This window comes from Vibrio sp. B181a, assembly GCF_030248375.1.
In the GTDB taxonomy this organism is placed as follows: domain Bacteria; phylum Pseudomonadota; class Gammaproteobacteria; order Enterobacterales; family Vibrionaceae; genus Vibrio; species Vibrio campbellii.
On record NZ_JAHGAD010000038.1, the window covers coordinates 20,816 to 42,909 of the forward strand.

Sequence of the window (22,094 nt, forward strand, 5' to 3'; positions counted from 1 at the left end):
GCTATGTTGGTCAAAATGATGAGATTTTAATTTAACGTTAAATTTGCTATCCTTTCGCCCACAGTTTGGCCTCTACGGCGCTGTTTCTCAATCAGAATTGAATGAAAACAAGGGCAATGGAGAGCCAAGTTTCCAAGGATGTTCACTCCTTTACTTTGAAAAATAGTAAGAAAAAAGGAGGAACCGCAATGAGAGGAAAAAGTCGTGCTTGAAGCCTACCGTAAACACGTCGAAGAGCGTGCTGCCGAAGGAGTTGTTCCTAAACCGCTAGACGCTGAACAAGTTGCTGGACTTGTTGAACTTCTGAAAAATCCCCCGCAAGGTGAAGAGGCCTTTATTCTTGACCTACTAGAGAACCGTATCCCACCAGGTGTAGATGAAGCTGCTTATGTAAAAGCAGGTTTCTTGACGGCTGTTGCTAAAAGTGAAGTGGCATCACCGCTTGTAAGCCGTGAGAAAGCCGCAGAGCTATTAGGTACGATGCAAGGTGGTTACAACATCGCGCCCCTAGTCGAGTTCCTAGATGACGATGCGCTTGCCCCAATTGCTGTAAAAGCGTTATCTCACACTCTATTGATGTTTGATGCTTTCTACGATGTAGAAGAGAAAGCCAAAGCAGGCAATGCATTCGCGAAGCAAGTTCTACAATCTTGGGCGGATGCTGAATGGTTCACATCAAAAGAAAAAGTAGCGGAAAAGATTACCGTTAAAGTCTTTAAAGTGACCGGTGAAACCAACACCGATGACTTATCTCCAGCACCAGATGCATGGTCTCGTCCTGATATCCCAGTACACGCGAAAGCGATGCTGAAAATGGAACGTGATGGCATCGTACCAGACCAACCAGGCAGCGTTGGTCCAATTAATCAAATCGAAGAACTGCAAAAAGATGGCATTCCACTAGCGTATGTTGGTGATGTTGTTGGTACGGGTTCTTCACGTAAATCTGCAACGAACTCTGTTCTTTGGTTCATGGGGGAAGACATCCCATTCGTACCAAACAAGCGCACTGGTGGTATCTGTCTAGGTGGTAAGATTGCTCCTATCTTCTACAACACAATGGAAGATTCTGGCGCACTACCTATAGAGTTAGACGTACAAAATATGAACATGGGCGATGTAATTGATATCTTCCCATACGAAGGCGTTGTACGTAAAAACGGCGAAGACATTTCTAGCTTTACGCTAAGCAAAGTATTGCTTGATGAAGTTCGCGCGGGTGGCCGTATTCCACTGATCATCGGTCGTGGTTTAACAAGCCGCGCTCGTACTTCACTTGGTTTAGAAGAAACCGATCTATTTGCTAAGCCAGTTGACCCTTCTGCATCAGACAAAGGCTACACGCTAGCTCAGAAGATGGTGGGTAAAGCATGTGGCGTAGAAGGCGTACGTGCAGGTCAGTACTGTGAGCCTAAGATGACAACTGTAGGTTCTCAGGACACCACTGGCCCAATGACGCGTGATGAGCTAAAAGACCTTGCGTGTCTTGGCTTCTCAGCAGATCTAGTGATGCAGTCATTCTGTCACACGTCTGCGTATCCAAAACCAGTCGACGTAAACACACACCACACGCTACCGGATTTCATCATGAACCGTGGCGGTGTATCACTTCGTCCGGGCGATGGTGTGATTCACTCTTGGCTAAACCGTATGCTTCTGCCTGATACGGTAGGTACAGGTGGTGACTCGCATACTCGTTTCCCTCTCGGTATTTCGTTCCCAGCAGGTTCAGGTCTTGTTGCGTTCGCAGCAGCGACCGGTGTTATGCCACTGGATATGCCAGAGTCAATCTTGGTGCGCTTTAAAGGCGAAATGCAGCCGGGTATCACGCTACGTGACCTTGTGCATGCCATTCCTCTATACGGCATCAAGCAAGGCCTTCTAACAGTAGAGAAAGCAGGTAAGATCAACGAATTCTCTGGTCGTGTACTTGAGATTGAAGGCGTTGAGCACCTAACTGTAGAGCAGGCATTCGAGCTGTCTGATGCGTCAGCAGAACGTTCTGCGGCAGGTTGTACCGTTAAGCTATCTCAAGCGTCTATTGAGGAATACCTAAACTCAAACATCACCATGCTGAAATGGATGATCTCGGAAGGTTACGGCGACCGTCGTACTATCGAGCGTCGTATTACTGCGATGGAAGAGTGGTTGGCAAATCCTGAGCTTATGGAAGCAGATTCAGATGCGGAATACGCTCACGTGATTGAGATTGACCTAGCTGAAATCAACGAACCAATTCTTTGTGCGCCAAACGATCCAGATGACGCTCGTCTTCTGTCTGACGTTCAAGGTACACAGATTGATGAAGTGTTCATCGGTTCTTGTATGACGAACATTGGTCACTTCCGTGCTGCAGGTAAGCTACTTGAGAAGTTCAATGGTCAATTAGACACTCGTCTATGGGTAGCGCCGCCAACGAAGATGGACCGTGACCAACTTACAGAAGAAGGTTACTACGGTATTTACGGCCGCGCTGGCGTTCGTATTGAAACTCCAGGTTGTTCGCTATGTATGGGTAACCAAGCACGTGTTGCAGATAAAGCAACAGTAATGTCGACTTCAACGCGTAACTTCCCGAACCGTCTAGGTACAGGTGCAAATGTATACCTATCTTCAGCGGAACTTGCGGCAGTCGGTGCGATTCTAGGTAAGATTCCAACTAAGGAAGAATACTTAGCGTACATGGAGCAAATTGATGCGACAGCTGCGGATACTTACCGTTACTTGAACTTCCACAAGATGGAACAGTACACCAAGAAAGCAGATAACGTGATCTTCCAAGAGCCAGCGTAATCTTAGCGAGCTCTGCGAATACTTAGTTAAGCGCCCACCTTTTTTGGTGGGCGCTTTTTTTCTTTGCAGAACGCTGCGTTTCGAGATATTAGAACTACGTCATTTCCTAGATTGGGAGATAAGGGAATAGAAATCTCTTTTAGACAAAGTCTTGAGAGATCCCCAACTCGCTCGTGCCTCACTCTTGAGGATGACGATTAAATAGCTAAGAGTAAAACGATGTCATTCCCGAAAGCGACGAAGGAGTGTAGTCGGGAATCTCTTTTAAACAAGCCATTGAGAGAGCTCTCGTCTCTCACTTCTCCCATTCAACATCTCCCTGTATACTCCGCACCAAATTGATACGAAAAGGCGATCACGATGGAATTTGAATTCATCCGCAACACATTGATGGGCGAATACTATGTCAAATGCAGCATGGGGCATGAGATTGTGGGTCGTTGGTTGCAAGAAGAAATAGGCAAAGACCCAGCAAAAATCGCTCAGGTAGAAGCTTTAATTGATCAGGCATTTTCTTCGCCATCTCAAGAGCATAGGTTAACAGGTGCAGAGATCAGTTTGATGATCCACGGTGATGAGGTGTTAGTGCAAGAAAACGCACTTGGTCATGAGTATGAAGTGGAAATGGAAAGCGAGTTTGATTTCTACGATGCAGAGAGTACAGCCAGCTGTGGTATTGAAGACTTTTGTGCCTTGATAGAGCAATGGAAAGACTTTTTGAACATTTAATGCACAGTTTTGGGTAGTTAGAGTTGAATTGCCTTATATTTGTGAAAAGGGCGCACCGATATGGTGCGCCCTTTTTGTTTATAAGTTTGTTAATTTTACTAATTCTATATAAATCAATGAGATAAAAAGTTGGCACGCCGCTTGGATTAATAAAACTGTTTCAGGATGAAAGCTGCGGAGAAGATTCAATGAAAATCATTAATGCCATTATAAAACCTTTTAAGTTAGACGATGTTCGCGAAGCATTGGCTGATGTTGGTATTGAAGGGATGACAGTATCAGAGGTTAAGGGTTTTGGTCGTCAGAAAGGCCACACGGAGCTATACCGTGGTGCTGAGTATCAAGTCGACTTTCTACCAAAAGTAAAACTAGAAATCGCAACCCATGCAGACAATGTGGAACGTGTGGTAGAAGCCATCACAAAAGCGGCGCAGACCGGAAAGATTGGTGACGGCAAAATTTTTGTTTACGACCTGAACCAAGCGGTGCGTATCCGTACTGGTGAAATGGACGCAGAAGCACTTTAAGAATTCAAGGGATTGGAGAATTATCATGGAATTAACAACAACAGTAACTGAATTACGTTACGCACTCGACACCTTTTTCTTCCTCATTTCCGGTGCGTTGGTAATGTGGATGGCAGCAGGTTTTGCCATGCTAGAAGCGGGCTTAGTTCGCTCTAAAAACACAACAGAAATTCTAACTAAAAACATCTGTCTTTACGCGATCGCTTGTACCATGTTCCTATTGGTTGGCTACAACATTATGTATGTCGATAACGGTGAAGGCGGTTGGTTACCATCATTTGGTGCATTAATTGGCACACAAGGTGAAGGTGCAGACCACTCTCTAGAGTCGGACTTCTTCTTCCAAGTAGTATTTGTAGCAACAGCAATGTCAGTGGTTTCTGGCGCGGTTGCAGAGCGTATGAAGCTTTGGTCTTTCCTAATTTTCTCAGCGGTACTGACGGCATTTATCTACCCAATGGAAGGTTACTGGACTTGGGGTGGTGGTTTCCTATCAGAAGCAGGTTTTAGTGACTTTGCGGGCTCAGGTATCGTACACATGGCCGGTGCTTCAGCAGCATTAGCAGGCGTACTATTACTGGGTGCACGTAAAGGTAAATACGGTAAAAACGGCGAAATCTACCCAATCCCAGGTTCAAACATGCCTCTCGCTACATTGGGTACGTTCATCCTTTGGTTCGGTTGGTTCGGTTTCAACGGCGGCTCTCAACTTATGGTTTCGGATTTTGAGAACGCGACTGCAGTTGGTCAAATTTTCCTAAACACTAATGCTGCAGCTGCTGCAGGTGCAATTGCCGCACTATTTGTATGTAAGACAACTTGGGGTAAAGCAGACCTGACTATGATTCTGAACGGTGCGTTAGCTGGTCTTGTTGCTATCACGGCTGACCCTCTATCTCCATCACCGCTTTATGCTGTGGCGATTGGTGCGGTATCAGGTGCGCTAGTAGTATTCAGCATCATTGGTTTGGATAAGATTAAGATTGATGATCCAGTAGGTGCTATCTCAGTTCACGGTGTGTGTGGTTTCTTCGGCCTAATGGTTGTGCCACTGAGCAACGGTGATGCAACGTTTGGTGCACAGCTTCTAGGTGCGGCAGTTATCTTTGCTTGGGTATTTGGTGCAAGCCTAGTGGTATGGGCAATCCTGAAAGCGACAATCGGTATCCGCGTATCGGAAGACGAAGAGCTAGAAGGTATGGATATGCATGACTGTGGTGTTGGTGCTTACCCAGAATTCGTGACTGTGAAATAACACTCACAATGTAATAAATAGTTACAAACTTAACATTAAAAAACCTGCTCCAATGAGCAGGTTTTTTTATTGATTAATTGTTTTCTTATTGAACATGCATATAATAACGCAACTGATAAACGTTATCATTAGCATGGTAAAGGATTAAACAATGAAAAAACTGCTAACTCTTTCAGCGATTACTTGCGCTACTCTGGCTCCAACGGCAATGGCTGCTGAAGAAGTGAACGTGTACTCTTACCGTCAACCTTTCCTAGTTGAACCTATGTTCAACGAGTTCACTAAAGAAACTGGCATTAAAGTAAACGTTAAGTTTGCGAAAAAAGGTCTAGCAGAGAAGTTGGCTCAAGAGGGCGAATACAGCCCAGCTGACGTAATCCTTACTACAGATATCAGCCGTCTAGCTGAACTGACTAACAAAGGTCTGGTTCAAAAGGTAGACAGCAAAATCATCGAAGAAAACGTACCAGCACAGTACCAAGACAAAGAAAACGAGTGGTTTGCTCTGACTCTACGTACTCGTAACGTTTACTCTTCACGTGACCGTGTTGGCAAACTAGGTAACGACTTCAACTACGCGGACCTAGCAAAGCCTGAGTTCAAAGGCAAAATCTGTACTCGTAGCGGTAAGCACCCTTACAACGTATCTCTAGTGTCTTCTATGATCGCTCACCACGGTGAAGCTGAGACAAAAGAATGGCTAGAAGGCGTAAAAGCAAACCTAGCTCGTAAGCCTCAAGGTAACGATCGTGCTCAAGTTAAAGCAATCAAAGAAGGTCTATGTGACGTTTCTCTAGGTAACAGCTACTACCTAGGTAAGATGGTTAATGACAAAGAGCAAAAAGCTTGGGCTGATGCGGTATACATCAACTTCCCTAACCAAGAGACAACAGGTACGCACGTAAACATCTCTGGTATGGCGATGGCTAAGTTCTCTCCAAACAAAGATAACGCTGTGAAGCTTATGGAATTCCTAACGGGTGACAAAGCGCAGCAAATGTACGCAGAAGTAAACTACGAGTACCCAGTGAAGGAAGGTGTTAAGCGTTCTGAGCTTGTGGAATCTTGGGGTGACTTCAAAGCGGATTCGATTTCTCTAGACGACATCGCTTCTCACCATGAAGCAGCAATCAAGCTACTAGATGAAGTGAAATTTGACCTTTAATTCCATGTGGGGGTATAACTGTACCCCCATTTTATTAAAGGATATGAGATGTATTTGCAGCCGCATTTGTATTTCATAAAGCCTTGCAGTATTTAGGCAATGAAGAATAAACATTCTCTATGGAAAACCAGTAGTGGGGCTATCACCCTGTTACTGGTTTTGCCGATCTTAGCGATCTTCTACACCGCCATTGGCGAAACGGATGACTTGTTTACACATTTGATGTCGACAGTCATGCCTACCTACATATACAACACCGTTGCATTGACTGCGGGTGTGATGCTTTTCTCTTTGATTCTGGGTATTCCAAGTGCTTGGTTTATGGCGATGTGTAAGCTGCCAACCGAGAAATGGTTACAGTGGGCCTTAGTTCTACCACTTGCGATGCCGGGTTATATCATTGGTTACATTTTTACGGATTGGTTTGATTTTGCGGGACCAATTCAAATCTTCTTACGTGATATAACGGGATGGGGGCCGGGTGAATATTGGTTCCCTGATATTCGTACCTTAGGTGGTGCGACTTTCGTTCTTTCTCTTGTTCTTTACCCATACGTTTACTTGCTTTGTCGTGCTGCATTTATGGAGCAGAACGTTTCTTTGCTACAAAGTGCACGCTTATTGAAGTGTTCTCCTTGGGAAAGTTTTTGGCGCATCTCTTTACCCCTTGTAAGGCCTTCTATCGCTGTTGGTTTGTCTCTGGTTGCAATGGAAACTATTGGTGACTTCGGCACCGTCAGCTATTTTGCAGTGAACACCCTTACTACGGCGGTTTACGATACTTGGTTAGGCTACTCGAACCTAAATGCAGCCGCGAAGATCTCAGCAATGATGTTGATGATCGTGGTGCTATTACTGAGCGCAGAGCGTTATAGCCGCCGCAAACAGAAGTTGTTCCAAAGCCAGTTTAATAGCCATGAAGATTTTCGCTATGAACTTCAAGGTTGGCGAAAGTGGGGCGCACTGATTTGGTGTTGGGGTCTCGTTGCAGTAGCCTTTATTTTCCCATTGCTACAGTTAATTGATTACGCCATTACTTACTTTGCACAAAGCTGGACTCCGGAATTTCGTGAATATGCATGGAATAGTTTGGTGGTGTCAGTCGTTGCTGCCATCATAGGTGTTGCGATTGCATTGACTGTGAACTTCAGTCAACGCGTAAACGGCGGCCGCTCTAGCTTAGCTTTCATGCGTCTGTCTTCGATGGGCTATGCGGTTCCAGGCACTGTACTTGCGATTGGTGTAATGGTTGCGGTGCTATTTATGGATCACCGTGTTAACGATATTGCTAAAGCGATGGAATGGGGCAGGCCTGGGCTTATTTTCTCTGGCTCTATGTTTGCGCTGATTTTCGCGATGGTGGTGCGTTTCTCCGCTGTGGCGATTGGTAGTGTGGAAAGTAACCTAAACAAGATTTCCCCGTCGCTGGATATGGCTTCCCGTACTATGGGCTGTACGCCAAATACCATGCTTTGGCGAGTGCACTTCCCTCTGGTTAAGCGTGGTGCACTGATTGCTGGTTTGTTGGTGTTTATTGAGTCGATGAAAGAACTTAATGCGGCACTACTACTGCGACCATTTAACTTTGAAACCTTGGCGACGTATGTGTACAACTTCGCCTCGGACGAGCATTTGGAACTTGCTGCTCTACCAGCAGTATTACTGGTTCTTGTTGGGTTAATCCCGCTTGTTGTTGTTAACCGTTCACTGGAGCAAAGTCACTGATGAGCTGCGCACTATCGATTAAAAACCTAACTTGTCAGTATGACGATCAGACTGTTCTGGAGTCTCTTTCTTTAGAAGTGGAACAAGGACAGATTGTCTGTTTGCTCGGCGCGAGTGGTTGCGGTAAGACAACGCTTTTGAAAGCCATTGCAGGCCTGCTTCCTCTGAGTTCAGGTCAAATGAGTTTGAACTGCCTGACTATTGATGACGGCGAAAACTGGTTGCCACCAGAGCAGCGTAATATTGGTATGATCTTCCAAGATTACGCTTTATTCCCGCATCTGACAGTGGCTGAGAACATTGCTTTTGGCTTGAAAAATGAAACGACACAGCAAAAGCTCCTCAAAGTAGAAGAAATGCTCGGCTTGGTTCACCTTAAAGGTTACGGTGATCGTTATCCTCACCAGCTTTCTGGTGGTCAGCAGCAGCGCGTGGCGATTGCCCGTTCACTGGCTTACAAACCGGATCTTCTGTTGTTGGATGAACCATTTTCCAATATCGACACTCAAGTTCGTCATGAACTGATCCGTGAAATTCGTAAAATCTTTAAAGAGCAAGGCGTTACCGCAATTTTCGTTACTCACAGTCGTGAAGAGGCGTTTGCGTTTGCTGATAAGATGGCAGTAATGAACCATGGTGTAATCGAGCAATACGGAACAGCCTCTGAGCTTTACTACCAACCTTCAAGTAAGTTTGTCGCAGACTTCTTAGGTGGTGGTAGTTACCTTGCTGCGAAGCGCATTTCTGACATTGAATTTGAAACTCATCTCGGTGTGGTGGAAGCTAATGCTCAGCAAGAAATCCAAGTGGATGCTGAATGTGCATTACTGTTACGTCCTCAACATGTTCAAATCGCGGCGGATGAAGAGAGTGCAGTAAAAGTACTTGAGCAGCACTTTATGGGTGACCACTGCCGCTACGTGATTGATGTCAATGGTGACCGACTGTTAGCAACTTCAACTCAAGCGTTGAATGTTGGTGATAGTGTGACGGTAAAAGTAGAAACGCAAGGCGTGCTAGCTTTCGCCTAATTTGGTTGCCCCATTAGAAAAAGGCCCGGCGTTAATGCCGGGCAAGTGCTCTTCACCTATAGGTAATGTGCTCGAAGCGGGCACAAGGTGTCAGTTATAGAGACAAGAAGTCTTTAAACTGCTGAAGAACACGTTCTGCAGTGTCTTTATCTTGCATCTCTGCAAAAATTCGTAGTAATGGTTCAGTACCTGAGAAGCGAGCGATGATCCAACCGCCGTTCTTGAAGTACACTTTCGCACCATCTTCATAGCTGACTTTTTCGATTTCAAACTCAAACTCAGGCAACTGCTTCTCAACATAAATCTTGTTGAACAGTACTTCTTTTTGCGTCGGTTTGAATTTGCAATCGCCTTCCGCCATGTAGGCATAACCGTACTTGCCGTAGATCTCATCCAGCAACTCAGACAGTTTTTTGCCAGTTACTGAAATCATTTCTACCAATAGGCTTGATGCGAATACGCCGTCTTTACCTTTGATGTGGCCGCGAATAGTTAGGCCGCCAGAGCTTTCACCACCAATCAATGAATCGTCAGCTTCCATTTGAGAACTGATGTGCTTAAAGCCTACCGGAACCTCAAAGCATTTCTCGCCGTGATCTTCTGCAACTTTATCCAACAGGTGAGTGGTTGCGATGTTACGTACCACTGAGCCTGTCCAGCCCTTGTATTCAAGTAGGTAGTAGTAAAGCAGCAGTAGTACTTCATTTGGATGAATGAAGTTACCTTTCTCGTCGATAATACCAAGACGGTCTGCGTCGCCATCGGTACCGATACCGATGTCATAGCCTTCTTGTTCCACTAGGTGCATCAAGCGGTAAAGGGTTGCAGCACTTGGTGATGGCATTAAGCCACCGAAATCTGGGTTTTTGCCGTCATTGATCACGTCGACTTCACAACGGCCGTTGATCAGCACGGTTTGTAGCGCGTTTTTCGCAACACCAAACATAGGGTCGATCAACACGCGTAGATTCGCTTTCTTGATCGCTTCGATGTCGATAAAGTCGATGATCGAGTCAACAAACTCGTTCATTGGGTTAATGATTTGAATCAGCTTGTCTTCAACCGCTTGCTCAAAATCGACGCTTTTAACATCTTGCGCAGTTAGCGTAGCGATTTGTGATTCAATTTTTTGGGTGATGATTTCATCTGCGTCACGACCGCCTTCGATGAAGACTTTGATGCCGTTGTAATCGGCTGGGTTGTGCGATGCGGTAATACATGCAGAGTACGCGCAGCCCATTTCCTTAGCTTTAAACATTACGATAGGCGTTGGGACAAACTTGTCGATAAAGCTAACCACAATACCGTTTGCTGCTAATACTTCTGCAAACCAGCGACCAGCTTTATCAGAAAGAAAACGACGGTCATAGCCGATGACAAAGCCGCGATCAGCAGCGGATTCGTTGTTGGTAATGTTTGCTACTGCTTGAGCCACTAAGCGTACATTATCTTTAGTGAACTCCTCACCAATAAATGCACGCCAACCGCCTGTACCAAATTTGATCATGATTCGATCCTCGATAAGAGCGGCATCCCACCGCCTCTTAAATCTTTGCTAGCGAACCGATGCACTCATCAAACTCAAGTGCATCGGATAAATCAAAAGGGGAGAAGGCCCCCCTAAAAGATGATTAACCTAGAGTAACGATAACTTCGTTTACTGAACCTTTCGCTTGAACTGGTACAGATGCACCATTTACTGCTTCACCGTTCACAGTAATTGACTTAACGCCTTTGCTTACTGAATCAGGGTTAACCACTTTGATGTTGTACGTTGCACCTAGCCATTGACGAGTCACTTCGAAACCAGGCCAGTTAGTTGGGATACATGGATCGATAGTCAGGCCATCGAATCCTGTACGTACACCAAGGATAAAGTTGGTAACAGCGAAGTAAGCCCAGCCAGATGTACCTGTTAACCATGGGTGGTTTGCACGACCGTGGTCTTGGTGGTCACGACCCATGATGAACTGCACGTATGAGTATGGTTCTGCAATACGTTTTTCGATGATGTCGTTCTGGTTGTATGGGTTTAGTGCATCGTAGAATTTCATTGCACGGTCACCACGACCCAGTTTCGCTTCAGCTACCCAAGCCCATGGGTTTGGATGCGAGAAGATTGCACCGTTCTCTTTTACGCCTTGGTAAACGCGAGTTACGAAGCCGATGTCATCATTTGGTGTTGCAAAAGATGGTGAGTTTAGGTGAAGGCCGTATTCAGAGAACAGGTTCTCGTCGACCGCGTCCATCGCTTTTTCGCCGCGCTCTTGAGATACCGCACCAGAAAGTACTGCAAGCGTGTTTGACTCAAGGTGTACTCGGCCTTCCGCTTGTTGCGCTGTACCGATCTTGTCGCCATTCTTCGTCAGGCCACGGATGTACCAACCGCCTTCATCATCCCAAAGGTGTGTTTCACACGCTTCACGAACGTTTGCTGCCATTTCCGTGTATTTCTCAACGTCGGCTTCTTTACCTAGGTATTTTGCTAGGTCGATGAACTCTTGAAGTGCCCAGAAGTGTAGGAACGACACCATTGAAGATTCACCACCACCTAGGTTTAGACAGTCGTTCCAGTCCGCACGCAGACCTTTACAGATACCGGTTTGACCCACGTACTCCGCAGAGAAGTCTAGCGCTGCTTTCATGTGGTCATAAACGCTTGCATCGCCGCCATCTGCGTAAGGGATCACTTCGTCGAAGAAGCTATGCTCACCCGTTTCCATTACGTACTTACAGATGGTTGGGACTAGCCATAGGTGGTCATCAGAACACGTGTCTTCGATACCGTGAATCTTGTCTTCATCAGACGGAGTAGGAACAACTGTTGGTGATTTCGATGGTTTAACGTCAGCTTTTTCTGGATCGAACCAATCTGGATCAAATAGGTGTAGACCGTAACCCGCTTTCACCTGACCGCGTAGCAGGTCAACGATACGTTTACGCGTCATTGCAGGGTTAGCATGAGGAACTGAGATCGCATCTTGCGCTGTATCGCGGTAACCCAGACCAGTACGACCACCCACTTCGATGAATGAAGCAAAGCGAGACCACACCACACAAGTTTCTGCTTGGTACAGTGTCCAAGCGTTGATCATGGTGTCTAGACCTTCGTTTGGCGATTTCACTTGGAACTTGCCACAACGCTCATCCCAGTGTGCTTTGATGCCTGCAAATGCGTTGTCGACTTCTGCAAGGTCTTGGTATTTAGCACGTAGACGGTCACCATTGCCTTTACCGATACCTAGAATGTAAGCAAAGCGCACTTCTTCACCCGGCTGGATAGTGAATTGCTTGTGCAGAGAGCCACAGTGGTTGTAACACGTTTGTGCTGTGTTGAAACACTTACCTTGTTCTACCGCTAGCGGGTTTGCTTCGTCACGGTATAGGCCAAGGAAGCTGTCACGTTGACCGTCGTATGAATCTGGGTCAAATGTTGAAGCTAGGTAGTAGAAACCTTCGAAATCGTTGGTGTTGTAGTACAGGTCGTACTCAATTACGCCTTCGTTGTATGACGTACCAGCAGAGTACAGAGACATCTGATGGTTCTGGTTATCAGATTGAATGTGGCTGAATGAGAACTCCACAAATGAGAATGCGCTGATCGTACGTGGTTTATCTGAGGTGTTTTTAATCACTACATCCCAGATTTCAGCGTCTTCGCCTTTTGGCACGAACAGAGTTTTTGTTGCGGTAATGCCGCTGTATTCACACTTGAACTTAGAGTAAGACAAGCCGTGACGAACTTCGTAGTTTGCTTCGTCTAGGCTTTTCGCAACTGGTTGCCAAGAGATTGACCAGTAATCACCTGTCTCATCATCACGTAGGTAAACGTAGTGTCCTGGGCGATCGAATGTCGCATTTGGACGGAATTTAGTAACACGGTTGTATTCTGGAGAGTTGTAGAACGAGTAGCCACCCGCGTTGTGCGAGATAACCGTACAGAACTTCTCAGTACCTAGGTAGTTTGTCCATGGTGCTGGTACGTCAGGGCGAGTGATGACGTATTCGCGATTCTCGTTATCGAAATAGCCGTATTTCATTTGTGTATTTCCTTTTTACTAAGCTGCGCCTGCAGCCAAAAATTTAAAAACTCTTTAAGCGTGATGCGTTGGCATCTAGCTTGGTATTACTTCCACGGTTTACGGTAATTCACTCCTTGCAAGTCGAGCAGAGGAAGGTGACCTTTCAAACGTGATAAATAGTCGGTCCAATCGCGGTGTTGTTTTTCAGTCCAACATGCTTCTGCCATGGCAGTCAGGCGAGGGAAAATCATGTAGTCCATGCGCGATGGGTTGTTGATGATTTCGCACCATAGAGCGGTTTGAATGCCCCAAATGCGTTTTCTGATTGGGTCGTCGGCAGGGACTTCTGCTAACGGCTCGTAGTTGTAAGCTTTTTCTAGTGGCAGTGGGTTTGCCCAGTCCACGCCCGGTTCTTCAGGTGCGTAGTCTTGGGTCATATCTAGGTAAGTGGTTTGTGCGGGTTGCAGCACTACATCAAAGCCTTGGCGAGCACAGTTCAATGCCGCTTCTTCGCTTAGCCATGAGTAGATCACCGTATCTTTGCTGACTTTGTTGCCGTGTTGAGCTTCTTCCCAACCCAGCATACGTTTACCCAGTTTGCGCAGTTTGTCTTCTGCATGACGTAGGAAGTGGCCTTGCAGTTCTTTGTAATCGGTATAACCCAATTGCTCCATAAACGCTTGGCAAGCAGGACTTTTCGACCAGACTCCATTAGGCACTTCGTCTGCACCAATGTGAACATATGGGGCAGGGAAGAGAGCTGCGATTTCTTCAAGTACCTTGTCTATAAACTCGTAACTACCCGGCAGAGCAGGGTTGATGACGTTGTCGTTGTAGTGCTGAATACTGCGATACTCAGTGGTGTCTTCTGCTTCAACCAATAGATGTGGTAGAGACTTGATTGCCGCGCGGCAATGACCAGGAACATCAATTTCAGGAATGATGGTGATGCCGCGTTGCGCTGCAAATTCGATAACGTCTTTGATTTCTTCTTGCGTATAGAAGCCGCCGTAGCGTTGAGATAAATGGGTGTATTGCGGTTCGATGGTGTCATCAATACCGCGCCATGCACCAATATCCGTAAGCTGAGGCAGAGATTTGATCTCGATGCGCCAGCCTTCATCGTCAGTGAGGTGCCAATGGAACGTGTTGAACTTGTAGTGTGCCAATAAGTTGATCAGGCGTTTTACTTGCTCTACGGAATGGAAATGGCGAGCGCAATCCAGCATCATGCCGCGGTATCGAAAACGAGGGCTGTCTTTAATAGAGCAACACACCACGTCCATGGTATTGGTCGTTTCGTCTCGTTTTAGAAGTTGCAATAAGGTCGCGCAAGCATGAGTAAAACCTGATGAAGAGCCAGCTTCGATCTTGATCGACTCTTCAGAGACTTTTAGCTTGTAGGTGCCTTCATCCAAGGTTGGATTACTTTTGAACAGGATTTTTCCGCTGTTTGAAGAAGGTAGCTCAAATTGATAGATTCGCTCTAACTCATCCTGTAACCACGATTTGGCAGAAGTGGCTAAGTCGGTATAAATCGCGACACCAGCTTGCTCATCAAAGGTAAAAGACTGATCGCTGACTTCAATATGATTTGGCTTAGGCAGTAAAGGTTGAGCATGTGTCAAGCTTGCTGGAATCTCACTGCGTTCACGATACGGTGAAGCGAGAACGATAGGAGTGACGTCCACTTGTGCACGTTGAGGAGTACCATCAACCACAAAGTCGATCATCGCCTCGTTAAAGCCATCCGAGTAATAACGGAATGGGTTGGAGCCAATACTAAATTCACAGTAATAGTGGTGGTTGGCTGCCAGTACCATGCCCTCAGGCTTGAGCGTACAAAAGCTACCAACTTGAGTCAGGTGGCCATTTGAAACGCTATCAGGAAGGATGTAGCGATCAAAAGCAAAAGTTAAGCTCCAGCTGTTTAGGTCTTGGTCACTCAAGTTATGAAAGGTGAGTCCGAAGCGGCAGTTTTGTTTTTGCTCAGAAAGGACCACTAAATCAACACGGTATTCCATCTTCACTCCTACTCGACACTCACTGAGTAAAGGTTATGCTCTGGTTTGCCAGCAAACATAATGGCTCCTTCAATCGCATCAAACTGAGGCTCTACCACCCATTGTTGGACCGGTGGAGATAACCAATGCAAGATTCGCTCGGCAATGCTGCCCATCAAACAAATACGAGTTGCACCGCGCTTATTCAAAGCCACTAAAAACATCTCAATATCCGCTGCGGTTTGTTTAAGCATTTCTATTGCCAACACGTCACCTTGTTCTGCATGTTGGAAAATAGCAGGAGAAAATTGACCGTAATCGCGAGGCAAAGCCTGTTTAGACCACGCCACTACGTTGTCGACGTCATTTTCAAAATGATTCATGACGTGTGCGGTTAGAGGTGTTTTTTCACGGATGCCATCTTCTGCTAGTAATACTTGTTGGATCAGACGCAGCCCCATGACTGCACCGCCACCTTGATCTGAGATTGGGAATTCACGCCCACCGACGACATGTTGCTCAAGGCCTTTAAGGAAAATGCCGCAAGAACCGGTTCCTGCAATCATGATTGCGCCATCTTCACCGTTATGCGCACCAATACATGCTCCGTAAGCATCGGTATTGAGTGTCATACTTGCAAAAGGATGTTCTAAAGCCATGAATGCTTGCCAAGAAGTTTTATGTTCAGCCCCCGCAAGCGCTAAACCTACGTGCATTGAGGCAAAGTCTTGTTGAGTTAGGCCGCCTTGTTGTGCCGCTGAAGCAATAGATTCTAGAATCGATGCCATTGCGACTTCTACTCCCAACATAATGTTGGCACTGCCACTTTTTGCTTCGCCGATGAAGTTGCCTTGTGCGTCTTTGATACGAGCGCGACATGAGGTGCCGCCGCCATCAATACCTACAAAATACATCCCCATGTTTATTGCTCCTTCAATGCTTGATTGGTTGCTAAAGTTGAGATGTGCTGAGCCTGACTCATTACGGCGAGTAGGTACCAAGCACCATGTGGGATCCATTGTTCTCCCCAGCGCCAGTTTTGAAGCATGTCGTCTTTTTGTGCTGGTGGATTAAATGCAATGTCTTCCTCATCTTCGAAACCGCCAGTGATGCCGTTACACACGCCACCTTTTGCATTGAAGAAACCATATTGAGGAAGGTAATCAGGGTTATTGCGGCCATGACCGTCCAACATACACATGTCGTACGGGTTTAGACCCACAACCCAGTTGATAGAATCTTGTGCAAGTTTAGAAAGCTGTTGTTTTAGAATTTCTGACTCGATAAAAGGTTGTGCTAAATACGCCATGGTTGCCAGTGAACCTAAACGAGCATTCTCACCTTGCCACCAATAACCGGACTCGTTGTTGTGCGCCACGAAAAATGCGTCACGTTTGGCTTCATCCACACCTTTTACATATTGGCGAGGGTAGCCAAATGGGTTCTTCACTTTGTTGGTGATAGAAACTTCAAATTCACAAGCGTTATTGATGGTTTGTTTTACTGATGATGCGCGCTCAGAGTCGTCTTCAATCGACAAGTACTCACATAGTGCGATAACAGGAAGCCCCGCTTCGGCTGCATGGAAGTACGGTCGACTGCCATCTTGGTTCGCAGTCCAGAAGTGTTGAATGTGTTCATCACTTGTTTGACGAGCTGAAAGACGTTTTGCCCACAAGCGGCTTTCTTCTAGGTAGCGTGCTTCTTTCGTTGTTTTGAATAGCTCGACAGCGGCAAGCAGTGCGCAGTATTCATCGATGATGTTCTCTTCACCATCGTTTAGATATTGGGTGTTGTGTTCTTTTAGATGCCAATAGCCATTTTCTGCCGCATTGCGATATTTTTGTTGGTCGAACTCACCGTGGAAGTCTAGGCGTGCTGCTGATGCTAATGCCGCAATGCTAACGCCGGCTCCTTGTCGGTAACCAGCTTGGTAGTCATCAAACTTATGACCAAGTTGAGTTTCGTAGGCGCAGATTTCACGTTGAGCTGTATCTTTACTCCACTTGTCGAACACCGTCATGTAGAAAAAGCCTTTTTCGTTTTGCATACGGACAAGGAAATCAGCGCCGAATAGTGCTTCTTCAATGAGACGAGTTGCTGTGAATTTAGCCAGTTTCTCGTTGCCTTGGAGCAGAGACAAACCTTTCAACATATTCCAAACCACCATAGGGGTTTGTTGAGGGTTGAGGTAGTTGGCATAGGACAAGTGGCTTAGGTATTTGCTGACGTCACCTGATGCGTCATACCAACCGCCGTGAACATCAGCCGTCTCGTTAGAGTTAAGTAGTGGTGCTTGACGATCTTGTTGATCGAAAATACCGCCACAGCGTTGCGATTTAAAATAGTGGATCACATCGGATAGAGTGTGATCGAGAAGAATGTGTTCGCCGATCTCAAAGTGAGATGAGCGTAAATGATCGAAACGAAGATAGTAGTGACCTGGAGTATTAAATGAAGAAAAGTCGATCAGGTAGAAATGACCTTGATGCCAGTGCGCTACTTTGCCTTGCTTCTCAACGGTTAGGGTGGCAACCGTCTGATGACTATTGGCGCAAACCAATAAAGCTGTATAAGAAGACAGGCGTGATCGGCTCGTCTGGATGATCGCTTTTTTAGGGCCCAGACGCTCATAACCAATATGGTTAGTCAGTAGCAGCATTCAATTTCTCCGGGAAACAATAAAATATAAAGGGAAAAAGGGGTCAGGTTGATGCCTGACCCTCGTTATGATTAATCTTCGAATAAGTAACAACGAACAAAGTGGTTATCGGACAGTTGCGTCACACCAGGCAGTCGCTCGCGACATTTTTCTGTGGCATGAACACAGCGCCCAGCGAATGGACAGCCCACGGATTCTGGTGTCCACAGTGGGATCTCACCTTTGTTGCCTTTCAGTTTCTCGTGGATTGACTTCGATGGATCTGGCACTGCTGAAACCAGTAGCTGCGTGTACGGGTGTTGAGGATCATGAATGATTTCCTCTGTATCACCCCATTCAACCATGTGGCCCACGTACATAACTGCGAGATCTTCAGCGATGTAGCGCGCTGTTGCGATGTCGTGAGTGATATAAAGCAGAGACATTTGCTTCTCAAACTTCATCTCTTCCATCAGGTTAAGAACACCGGCACGAATTGAAACGTCGAGCATTGACGTTGGTTCGTCAGCCAGAACAACTTCTGCGCCGACCGCAATGTTACGAGCCAAGTTCACACGTTGGCGCTGACCACCTGAAAGCTGGTGTGGGAACTTTTGCGCGGTCTCTTTTGGCGGAATCAGACCAACTTGTTCTAGTAGGTCGTACACTCGCTCTTCCAGTTCCTTCTTGTTGCCCGGTGAAACCTTCTTGTGGATCAACAGTGGGCGAGCAATATGGTGGAAGATGTTGTGTGTTGGGTTTAGCGAGCCGAAGGGGTCTTGCCATACCATTTGCACGCCTTCGCGGTAAGTCATCAAATCGTGACGAGAGGTGATGTCTTGGATATCACGACCTTTGTACTCGATGATGCCATCCGTTGGTGCGTACATTTTCGCAATCATTTTTGCGGTAGTAGATTTACCTGAACCAGATTCACCTACTACTGACAAACCGCGGCTTTTGTACATTTTGAAAGATACGTCGTTGATTGCACGCATCTTAGATTGCTTGATTGAGTTACTGTTTAAAGGGAAGTCCTTAACGACATTTTTACCTTCAATCAGCAGTTCGCCGAATTGTTTGCTCATAATTCTCTCCAGTGTAATTTTCTTCTTAGCTAGCGTTATTTTTTGTTGTTAAACCTTAGCTTGAGCAATGGTGTCGCCGTACAAGTGGCAGTTTGAGAGACGACCAGGTTCAATTTGACGTAGCTGAGTCGGTACTCGTGTACAAGCTTCGTGAACGCGGTCACAGCGAGCTTGGAAGCGGCAGCCTTGTGGAACTTCTAGTAAGTTCAGAGGGTTACCCGGAATACCAGTTAATTTGGTCTTAGGACCAGTTAGTGGAGGGAAAGAGCTACCCAAACCTTTGGTGTAAGGGTGGTAAGGACTTTCCAAAATTTGCTTAGAAGGTGCCACTTCAATTAGCTCACCCGAGTACATGATGCCGATGCGGTCAGAGAATTCGACCATCAATGACAAGTCATGGGTGATGAACAGAATCGAGAAGCCAAATTCTTCTTTAAGCGCGTAAATCTTTTGCAGAATTTCACGTTGAACCACCACGTCTAGTGCTGTAGTAGGTTCATCCATGATGATCATTTTCGGGTTCAGAGCCAAAGCGATAGCGATAACCAGACGCTGACGCATACCACCAGAGAACTGGTGCGGGTAATCGCTCAAACGGCTAGGGTGGATATCTACGATTTCCAATAGACCTTCTGCACGTACTTTGGCTTGAGCGCGAGTCATGTTGGTATGACGCATGATTACGTCACAGAACTGCTCTTCCATCGTCAGTACTGGGTTCAAAGCGTTCATCGCACTTTGGAATACCATCGACATTTCGCTCCAGCGAAACGACTGCATACGCTCATCGCTGTATTTGAGGATATCTTCACCATTGAAAATAACCTCACCACCGGTGATAAACGCTGGCGGCTTATGAAGGCGCATTAGCGAGAATGCAACGGTTGATTTACCACAGCCTGATTCACCAGCTAGGCCAAATACTTCGCCTGGTGCGATGTCGAAGCTGACGTTGTTACAAGCGCGGACATCGCCCGCGTCTGTAATGTAGTCCACGCATAGGTTACGGATAGAAATTAGTGGTGCAGTCATGATTATTTATCTCCGCTCCATAGTGCATTTTGTGGTGCCAATTCTGGCTCACGTTCTTTCTTGTCTTGTTCTGCCATTTTCTTCCAGCGCTTCATACCTTTGTGAGAACGAAGCTGCGGGTTGGCAATTTCATCGACTGCGAAGTTCAGTAGAGCAAGGCCAGTAACCAGTAGAGTCAGTGCAATACAAGGAGCTAGTACTTCCCACCATGCGCCGATAAGCATCGCTGATGAAGTCTGTACGTTGTACAGCATGATGCCCCAGCTGATTGTGTTTGCATCGCCTAGACCTAGGAACGAAATTACCGCTTCTGTGTTGATTGCTAGCATTACCGAACCGATGAAGCTTGCGCCTACGATTGGGATAAGGTTTGGCAAAATCTCAACGAAGATGATGCGCATGGATGATTCGCCAAGAACCTCTGCGGCTTTAACGAATTCTTTTTCTCGTAGTGCCATGGTTTGAGCTCGCACAACACGTGCACCCCAAGCCCAGGAGGTTCCGGCGATAATCAACGCAATGGTGAGCGGTCCTGCCTCCCCGATAAACGCAGCGAGTACGAACAGTAGTGGTAACTGTGGGATAACCAGCATGATGTTCATTGCAGCACTCAGTACGTCATCGACACGGCCGCCGAAGTAACCTGCTGAGATACCAATGACTGTTGCTAAGAAACACACGATGATACCCGCGCCGAAACCAACACCCAGCGATACTCGAGCGCCGTAAGCAACTTGAGACCAGATGTCACGACCCATACGAGATGTACCTAGAACGTGGTCTGCCTTTTTCGACATAAGCAGCGTACGACGATCATCTGCTAGGTTTTTTGCAACCCAGCCATCAGGGTTGTTTTGTGCTTGTTTTACAACAAAACCAGGGTATTCGTGTGGGTTACCAGTACGTTTGTCTGGCGCGTGTTGAGTAATCAAAGGTGCAGCTACTGCCACAAAGATGAATACTGAGATAATTGCCAAACCAACACGTGCGAACGCGTTACCTAAAATCAGTTTAAATAGTTCTTTCATGATTATTTGCCTCCCTTACGTAGGCGAGGGTCTAGAATCATGTACAGCATGTCAGCCATTAGGTTGAAGCACAGCATGAACATCGTCATGATGATTAACTGACCTTGAAGTACTTGGTAGTCACGTGCGTGAATTGCGTTTAGAAGAACCGTACCTAGACCTGGGTAGTTGAAGATCATCTCGATGATTAGCTGACCACCGATTGCCATACCCAGAGACATTGAAAGTGCGGTTACACTTGGTAAAAGTGCGTTACGAGCTGCGTAGTTGAATACTACTCGGTTTTCGCTCAGACCCTTACCTTTTGCCATTGTGATGTAATCTTCAGCAAGAAGGTTGATCATGTTGTTACGCATGTTTACTAGGAAGCCACCAATCTGAACAATCGTCGCACAGAACAATGGAAGAATAGCGTGGTAACCCACGTCTTTTAGGAACTCCCAGCTTGTCCAATCTGGCACAGTACCCGGGGTGTAGGCGTAGCCTGATGGGAACCACTTAAGACCGATGGCAAAGATGAACAGCGCTAGCATCGCGATAACCATTTGTGGAATCGCTTGAACGATCAGTGTGCCCGGTGTTACGAATGCATCGTATCGGCTACCACGTTTCCAAGCTGCGAAGATACCTAGTACAGAAGCAATCGAGAATGATAGTACAACAGCAGTACCTGCTAGGAACAATGACCAACCGAATGCGCCACCTAGTAGAGAGTTAACTGAAAGCGGGTAGAACTGGATAGAAGTACCTAGCTCCCAGCTTAGAATGTTTTTGATGTACGACAGGTACTGAATGTAGATTGGACCATCTACGAAACCCAGCAGTTCTTTCATTGCTGCGATTCGCTCTGGCGTTACCTGTACTGATGCGTTAGCAAACATCATGGTAACTGGGTCACCAGGCATTGCTCGCGGAATAATGAAGTTTAACGTCGCTGCAACCAAGAGCGCGACAAGATAGAACGACAAACGTCTTAAAAAATAACCCATAACTCACACCTTACTCACCCAGATTTTTTTCCTGTTTCTGGTTTCAGGTCGCTCCTAGCGAAATTT

16 protein-coding genes are annotated in these 22,094 nt (G+C 46.3%); 7 read left to right on the plus strand and 9 right to left on the minus strand.

What is annotated here, in order from left to right:
• The first annotated feature begins 204 nt into the window (after positions 1–204).
• The 7 genes from acnB to KIO97_RS16935 all read left to right on the plus strand — a co-directional run bounded on the left by acnB (position 205) and on the right by KIO97_RS16935 (position 9,225).
• Positions 205–2,793 (plus strand): bifunctional aconitate hydratase 2/2-methylisocitrate dehydratase, encoded by a 2,589-nt coding sequence (gene acnB, locus KIO97_RS16905; RefSeq protein ID WP_039840268.1) that lies wholly within the window; start codon positions 205–207, stop codon positions 2,791–2,793.
• Positions 2,794–3,153: 360 nt separating this feature from the next.
• Positions 3,154–3,522 (plus strand): YacL family protein, encoded by a 369-nt coding sequence (locus KIO97_RS16910; protein WP_005439396.1) that lies wholly within the window; start codon positions 3,154–3,156, stop codon positions 3,520–3,522.
• Between the two features lie 188 nt (positions 3,523–3,710).
• On the plus strand, positions 3,711–4,049 hold the full coding sequence (locus KIO97_RS16915) for a P-II family nitrogen regulator (protein ID WP_005439398.1): 339 nt from the start codon (positions 3,711–3,713) through the stop codon (positions 4,047–4,049).
• 25 nt (positions 4,050–4,074) lie between these two features.
• Complete coding sequence (locus KIO97_RS16920) at positions 4,075–5,304, plus strand: ammonium transporter (RefSeq protein WP_005439399.1); 1,230 nt, start codon at positions 4,075–4,077, stop codon at positions 5,302–5,304.
• 151 nt (positions 5,305–5,455) lie between these two features.
• Positions 5,456–6,469 carry a Fe(3+) ABC transporter substrate-binding protein gene (locus tag KIO97_RS16925; RefSeq protein WP_005439400.1) on the plus strand — a complete coding sequence of 338 codons (1,014 nt, stop codon included), beginning with the start codon at positions 5,456–5,458 and terminating at the stop codon, positions 6,467–6,469.
• Positions 6,470–6,568: 99 nt separating this feature from the next.
• Positions 6,569–8,194, plus strand: coding sequence for an iron ABC transporter permease (locus KIO97_RS16930; RefSeq protein WP_285383503.1), 1,626 nt, complete (start codon positions 6,569–6,571; stop codon positions 8,192–8,194).
• Positions 8,194–9,225 (plus strand): ABC transporter ATP-binding protein, encoded by a 1,032-nt coding sequence (locus KIO97_RS16935; RefSeq protein ID WP_285383504.1) that lies wholly within the window; start codon positions 8,194–8,196, stop codon positions 9,223–9,225. Before KIO97_RS16930 ends, KIO97_RS16935 begins: the two co-directional genes overlap by 1 nt.
• Positions 9,226–9,319: 94 nt before the next feature.
• Here the strand turns inward: KIO97_RS16935 and KIO97_RS16940 are convergent, their stop codons facing one another.
• The 9 genes from KIO97_RS16940 to KIO97_RS16980 all read right to left on the minus strand — a co-directional run bounded on the left by KIO97_RS16940 (position 9,320) and on the right by KIO97_RS16980 (position 22,028).
• The gene (locus KIO97_RS16940; RefSeq protein ID WP_012128848.1) at positions 9,320–10,732 is read right to left on the minus strand and encodes a phosphoglucomutase/phosphomannomutase family protein; all 1,413 of its coding nucleotides are present in this window, start codon (positions 10,730–10,732) and stop codon (positions 9,320–9,322) included.
• Positions 10,733–10,856: 124 nt separating this feature from the next.
• Positions 10,857–13,265, minus strand: coding sequence for a GH36-type glycosyl hydrolase domain-containing protein (locus KIO97_RS16945; protein WP_285383505.1), 2,409 nt, complete (start codon positions 13,263–13,265; stop codon positions 10,857–10,859).
• Positions 13,266–13,351: 86 nt separating this feature from the next.
• Entirely contained in the window at positions 13,352–15,271 is a 1,920-nt protein-coding gene (locus KIO97_RS16950) for a beta-N-acetylhexosaminidase (RefSeq protein WP_285383506.1), read from the minus strand.
• Positions 15,272–15,279: 8 nt separating this feature from the next.
• Positions 15,280–16,170 (minus strand): N-acetylglucosamine kinase, encoded by an 891-nt coding sequence (locus KIO97_RS16955; RefSeq protein WP_285383507.1) that lies wholly within the window; start codon positions 16,168–16,170, stop codon positions 15,280–15,282.
• Between the two features lie 2 nt (positions 16,171–16,172).
• Positions 16,173–17,912, minus strand: a complete 1,740-nt coding sequence (locus tag KIO97_RS16960) for a glycoside hydrolase family 9 protein (protein ID WP_285383508.1) — start codon at positions 17,910–17,912, stop codon at positions 16,173–16,175.
• A 71-nt stretch (positions 17,913–17,983) separates the two neighbouring features.
• Positions 17,984–18,979 (minus strand): ABC transporter ATP-binding protein, encoded by a 996-nt coding sequence (locus tag KIO97_RS16965; RefSeq protein ID WP_012128843.1) that lies wholly within the window; start codon positions 18,977–18,979, stop codon positions 17,984–17,986.
• Between the two features lie 48 nt (positions 18,980–19,027).
• Entirely contained in the window at positions 19,028–20,011 is a 984-nt protein-coding gene (locus KIO97_RS16970; protein WP_005425284.1) for an ABC transporter ATP-binding protein, read from the minus strand.
• A gap of 2 nt (positions 20,012–20,013) precedes the next feature.
• Positions 20,014–21,039: an ABC transporter permease gene (locus KIO97_RS16975; RefSeq protein ID WP_005425283.1), complete on the minus strand. Its 1,026-nt coding sequence runs from the start codon at positions 21,037–21,039 to the stop codon at positions 20,014–20,016.
• Between the two features lie 2 nt (positions 21,040–21,041).
• A complete protein-coding gene (locus KIO97_RS16980) occupies positions 21,042–22,028 on the minus strand; it encodes an ABC transporter permease (protein WP_005446316.1) in 987 nt (328 codons plus the stop codon).
• Positions 22,029–22,094 lie beyond the last annotated feature (66 nt).

What these genes read in the sequence shown, in the direction of transcription:
- KIO97_RS16910 (WP_005439396.1), top strand. Translation starts at nt 3,154, where the DNA reads ATGGAATTTGAATTCATCCGCAACACATTGATGGGCGAATACTATGTC.
- KIO97_RS16915 (WP_005439398.1), top strand. Translation starts at nt 3,711, where the DNA reads ATGAAAATCATTAATGCCATTATAAAACCTTTTAAGTTAGACGATGTT.
- KIO97_RS16920 (WP_005439399.1), top strand. Translation starts at nt 4,075, where the DNA reads ATGGAATTAACAACAACAGTAACTGAATTACGTTACGCACTCGACACC.
- KIO97_RS16925 (WP_005439400.1), top strand. Translation starts at nt 5,456, where the DNA reads ATGAAAAAACTGCTAACTCTTTCAGCGATTACTTGCGCTACTCTGGCT.
- KIO97_RS16930 (WP_285383503.1), top strand. Translation starts at nt 6,569, where the DNA reads ATGAAGAATAAACATTCTCTATGGAAAACCAGTAGTGGGGCTATCACC.
- KIO97_RS16935 (WP_285383504.1), top strand. Translation starts at nt 8,194, where the DNA reads ATGAGCTGCGCACTATCGATTAAAAACCTAACTTGTCAGTATGACGAT.
- KIO97_RS16940 (WP_012128848.1), bottom strand. Translation starts at nt 10,732, where the DNA reads ATGATCAAATTTGGTACAGGCGGTTGGCGTGCATTTATTGGTGAGGAG.
- KIO97_RS16945 (WP_285383505.1), bottom strand. Translation starts at nt 13,265, where the DNA reads ATGAAATACGGCTATTTCGATAACGAGAATCGCGAATACGTCATCACT.
- KIO97_RS16950 (WP_285383506.1), bottom strand. Translation starts at nt 15,271, where the DNA reads ATGGAATACCGTGTTGATTTAGTGGTCCTTTCTGAGCAAAAACAAAAC.
- KIO97_RS16955 (WP_285383507.1), bottom strand. Translation starts at nt 16,170, where the DNA reads ATGGGGATGTATTTTGTAGGTATTGATGGCGGCGGCACCTCATGTCGC.
- KIO97_RS16960 (WP_285383508.1), bottom strand. Translation starts at nt 17,912, where the DNA reads ATGCTGCTACTGACTAACCATATTGGTTATGAGCGTCTGGGCCCTAAA.
- KIO97_RS16965 (WP_012128843.1), bottom strand. Translation starts at nt 18,979, where the DNA reads ATGAGCAAACAATTCGGCGAACTGCTGATTGAAGGTAAAAATGTCGTT.
- KIO97_RS16970 (WP_005425284.1), bottom strand. Translation starts at nt 20,011, where the DNA reads ATGACTGCACCACTAATTTCTATCCGTAACCTATGCGTGGACTACATT.
- KIO97_RS16975 (WP_005425283.1), bottom strand. Translation starts at nt 21,039, where the DNA reads ATGAAAGAACTATTTAAACTGATTTTAGGTAACGCGTTCGCACGTGTT.
- KIO97_RS16980 (WP_005446316.1), bottom strand. Translation starts at nt 22,028, where the DNA reads ATGGGTTATTTTTTAAGACGTTTGTCGTTCTATCTTGTCGCGCTCTTG.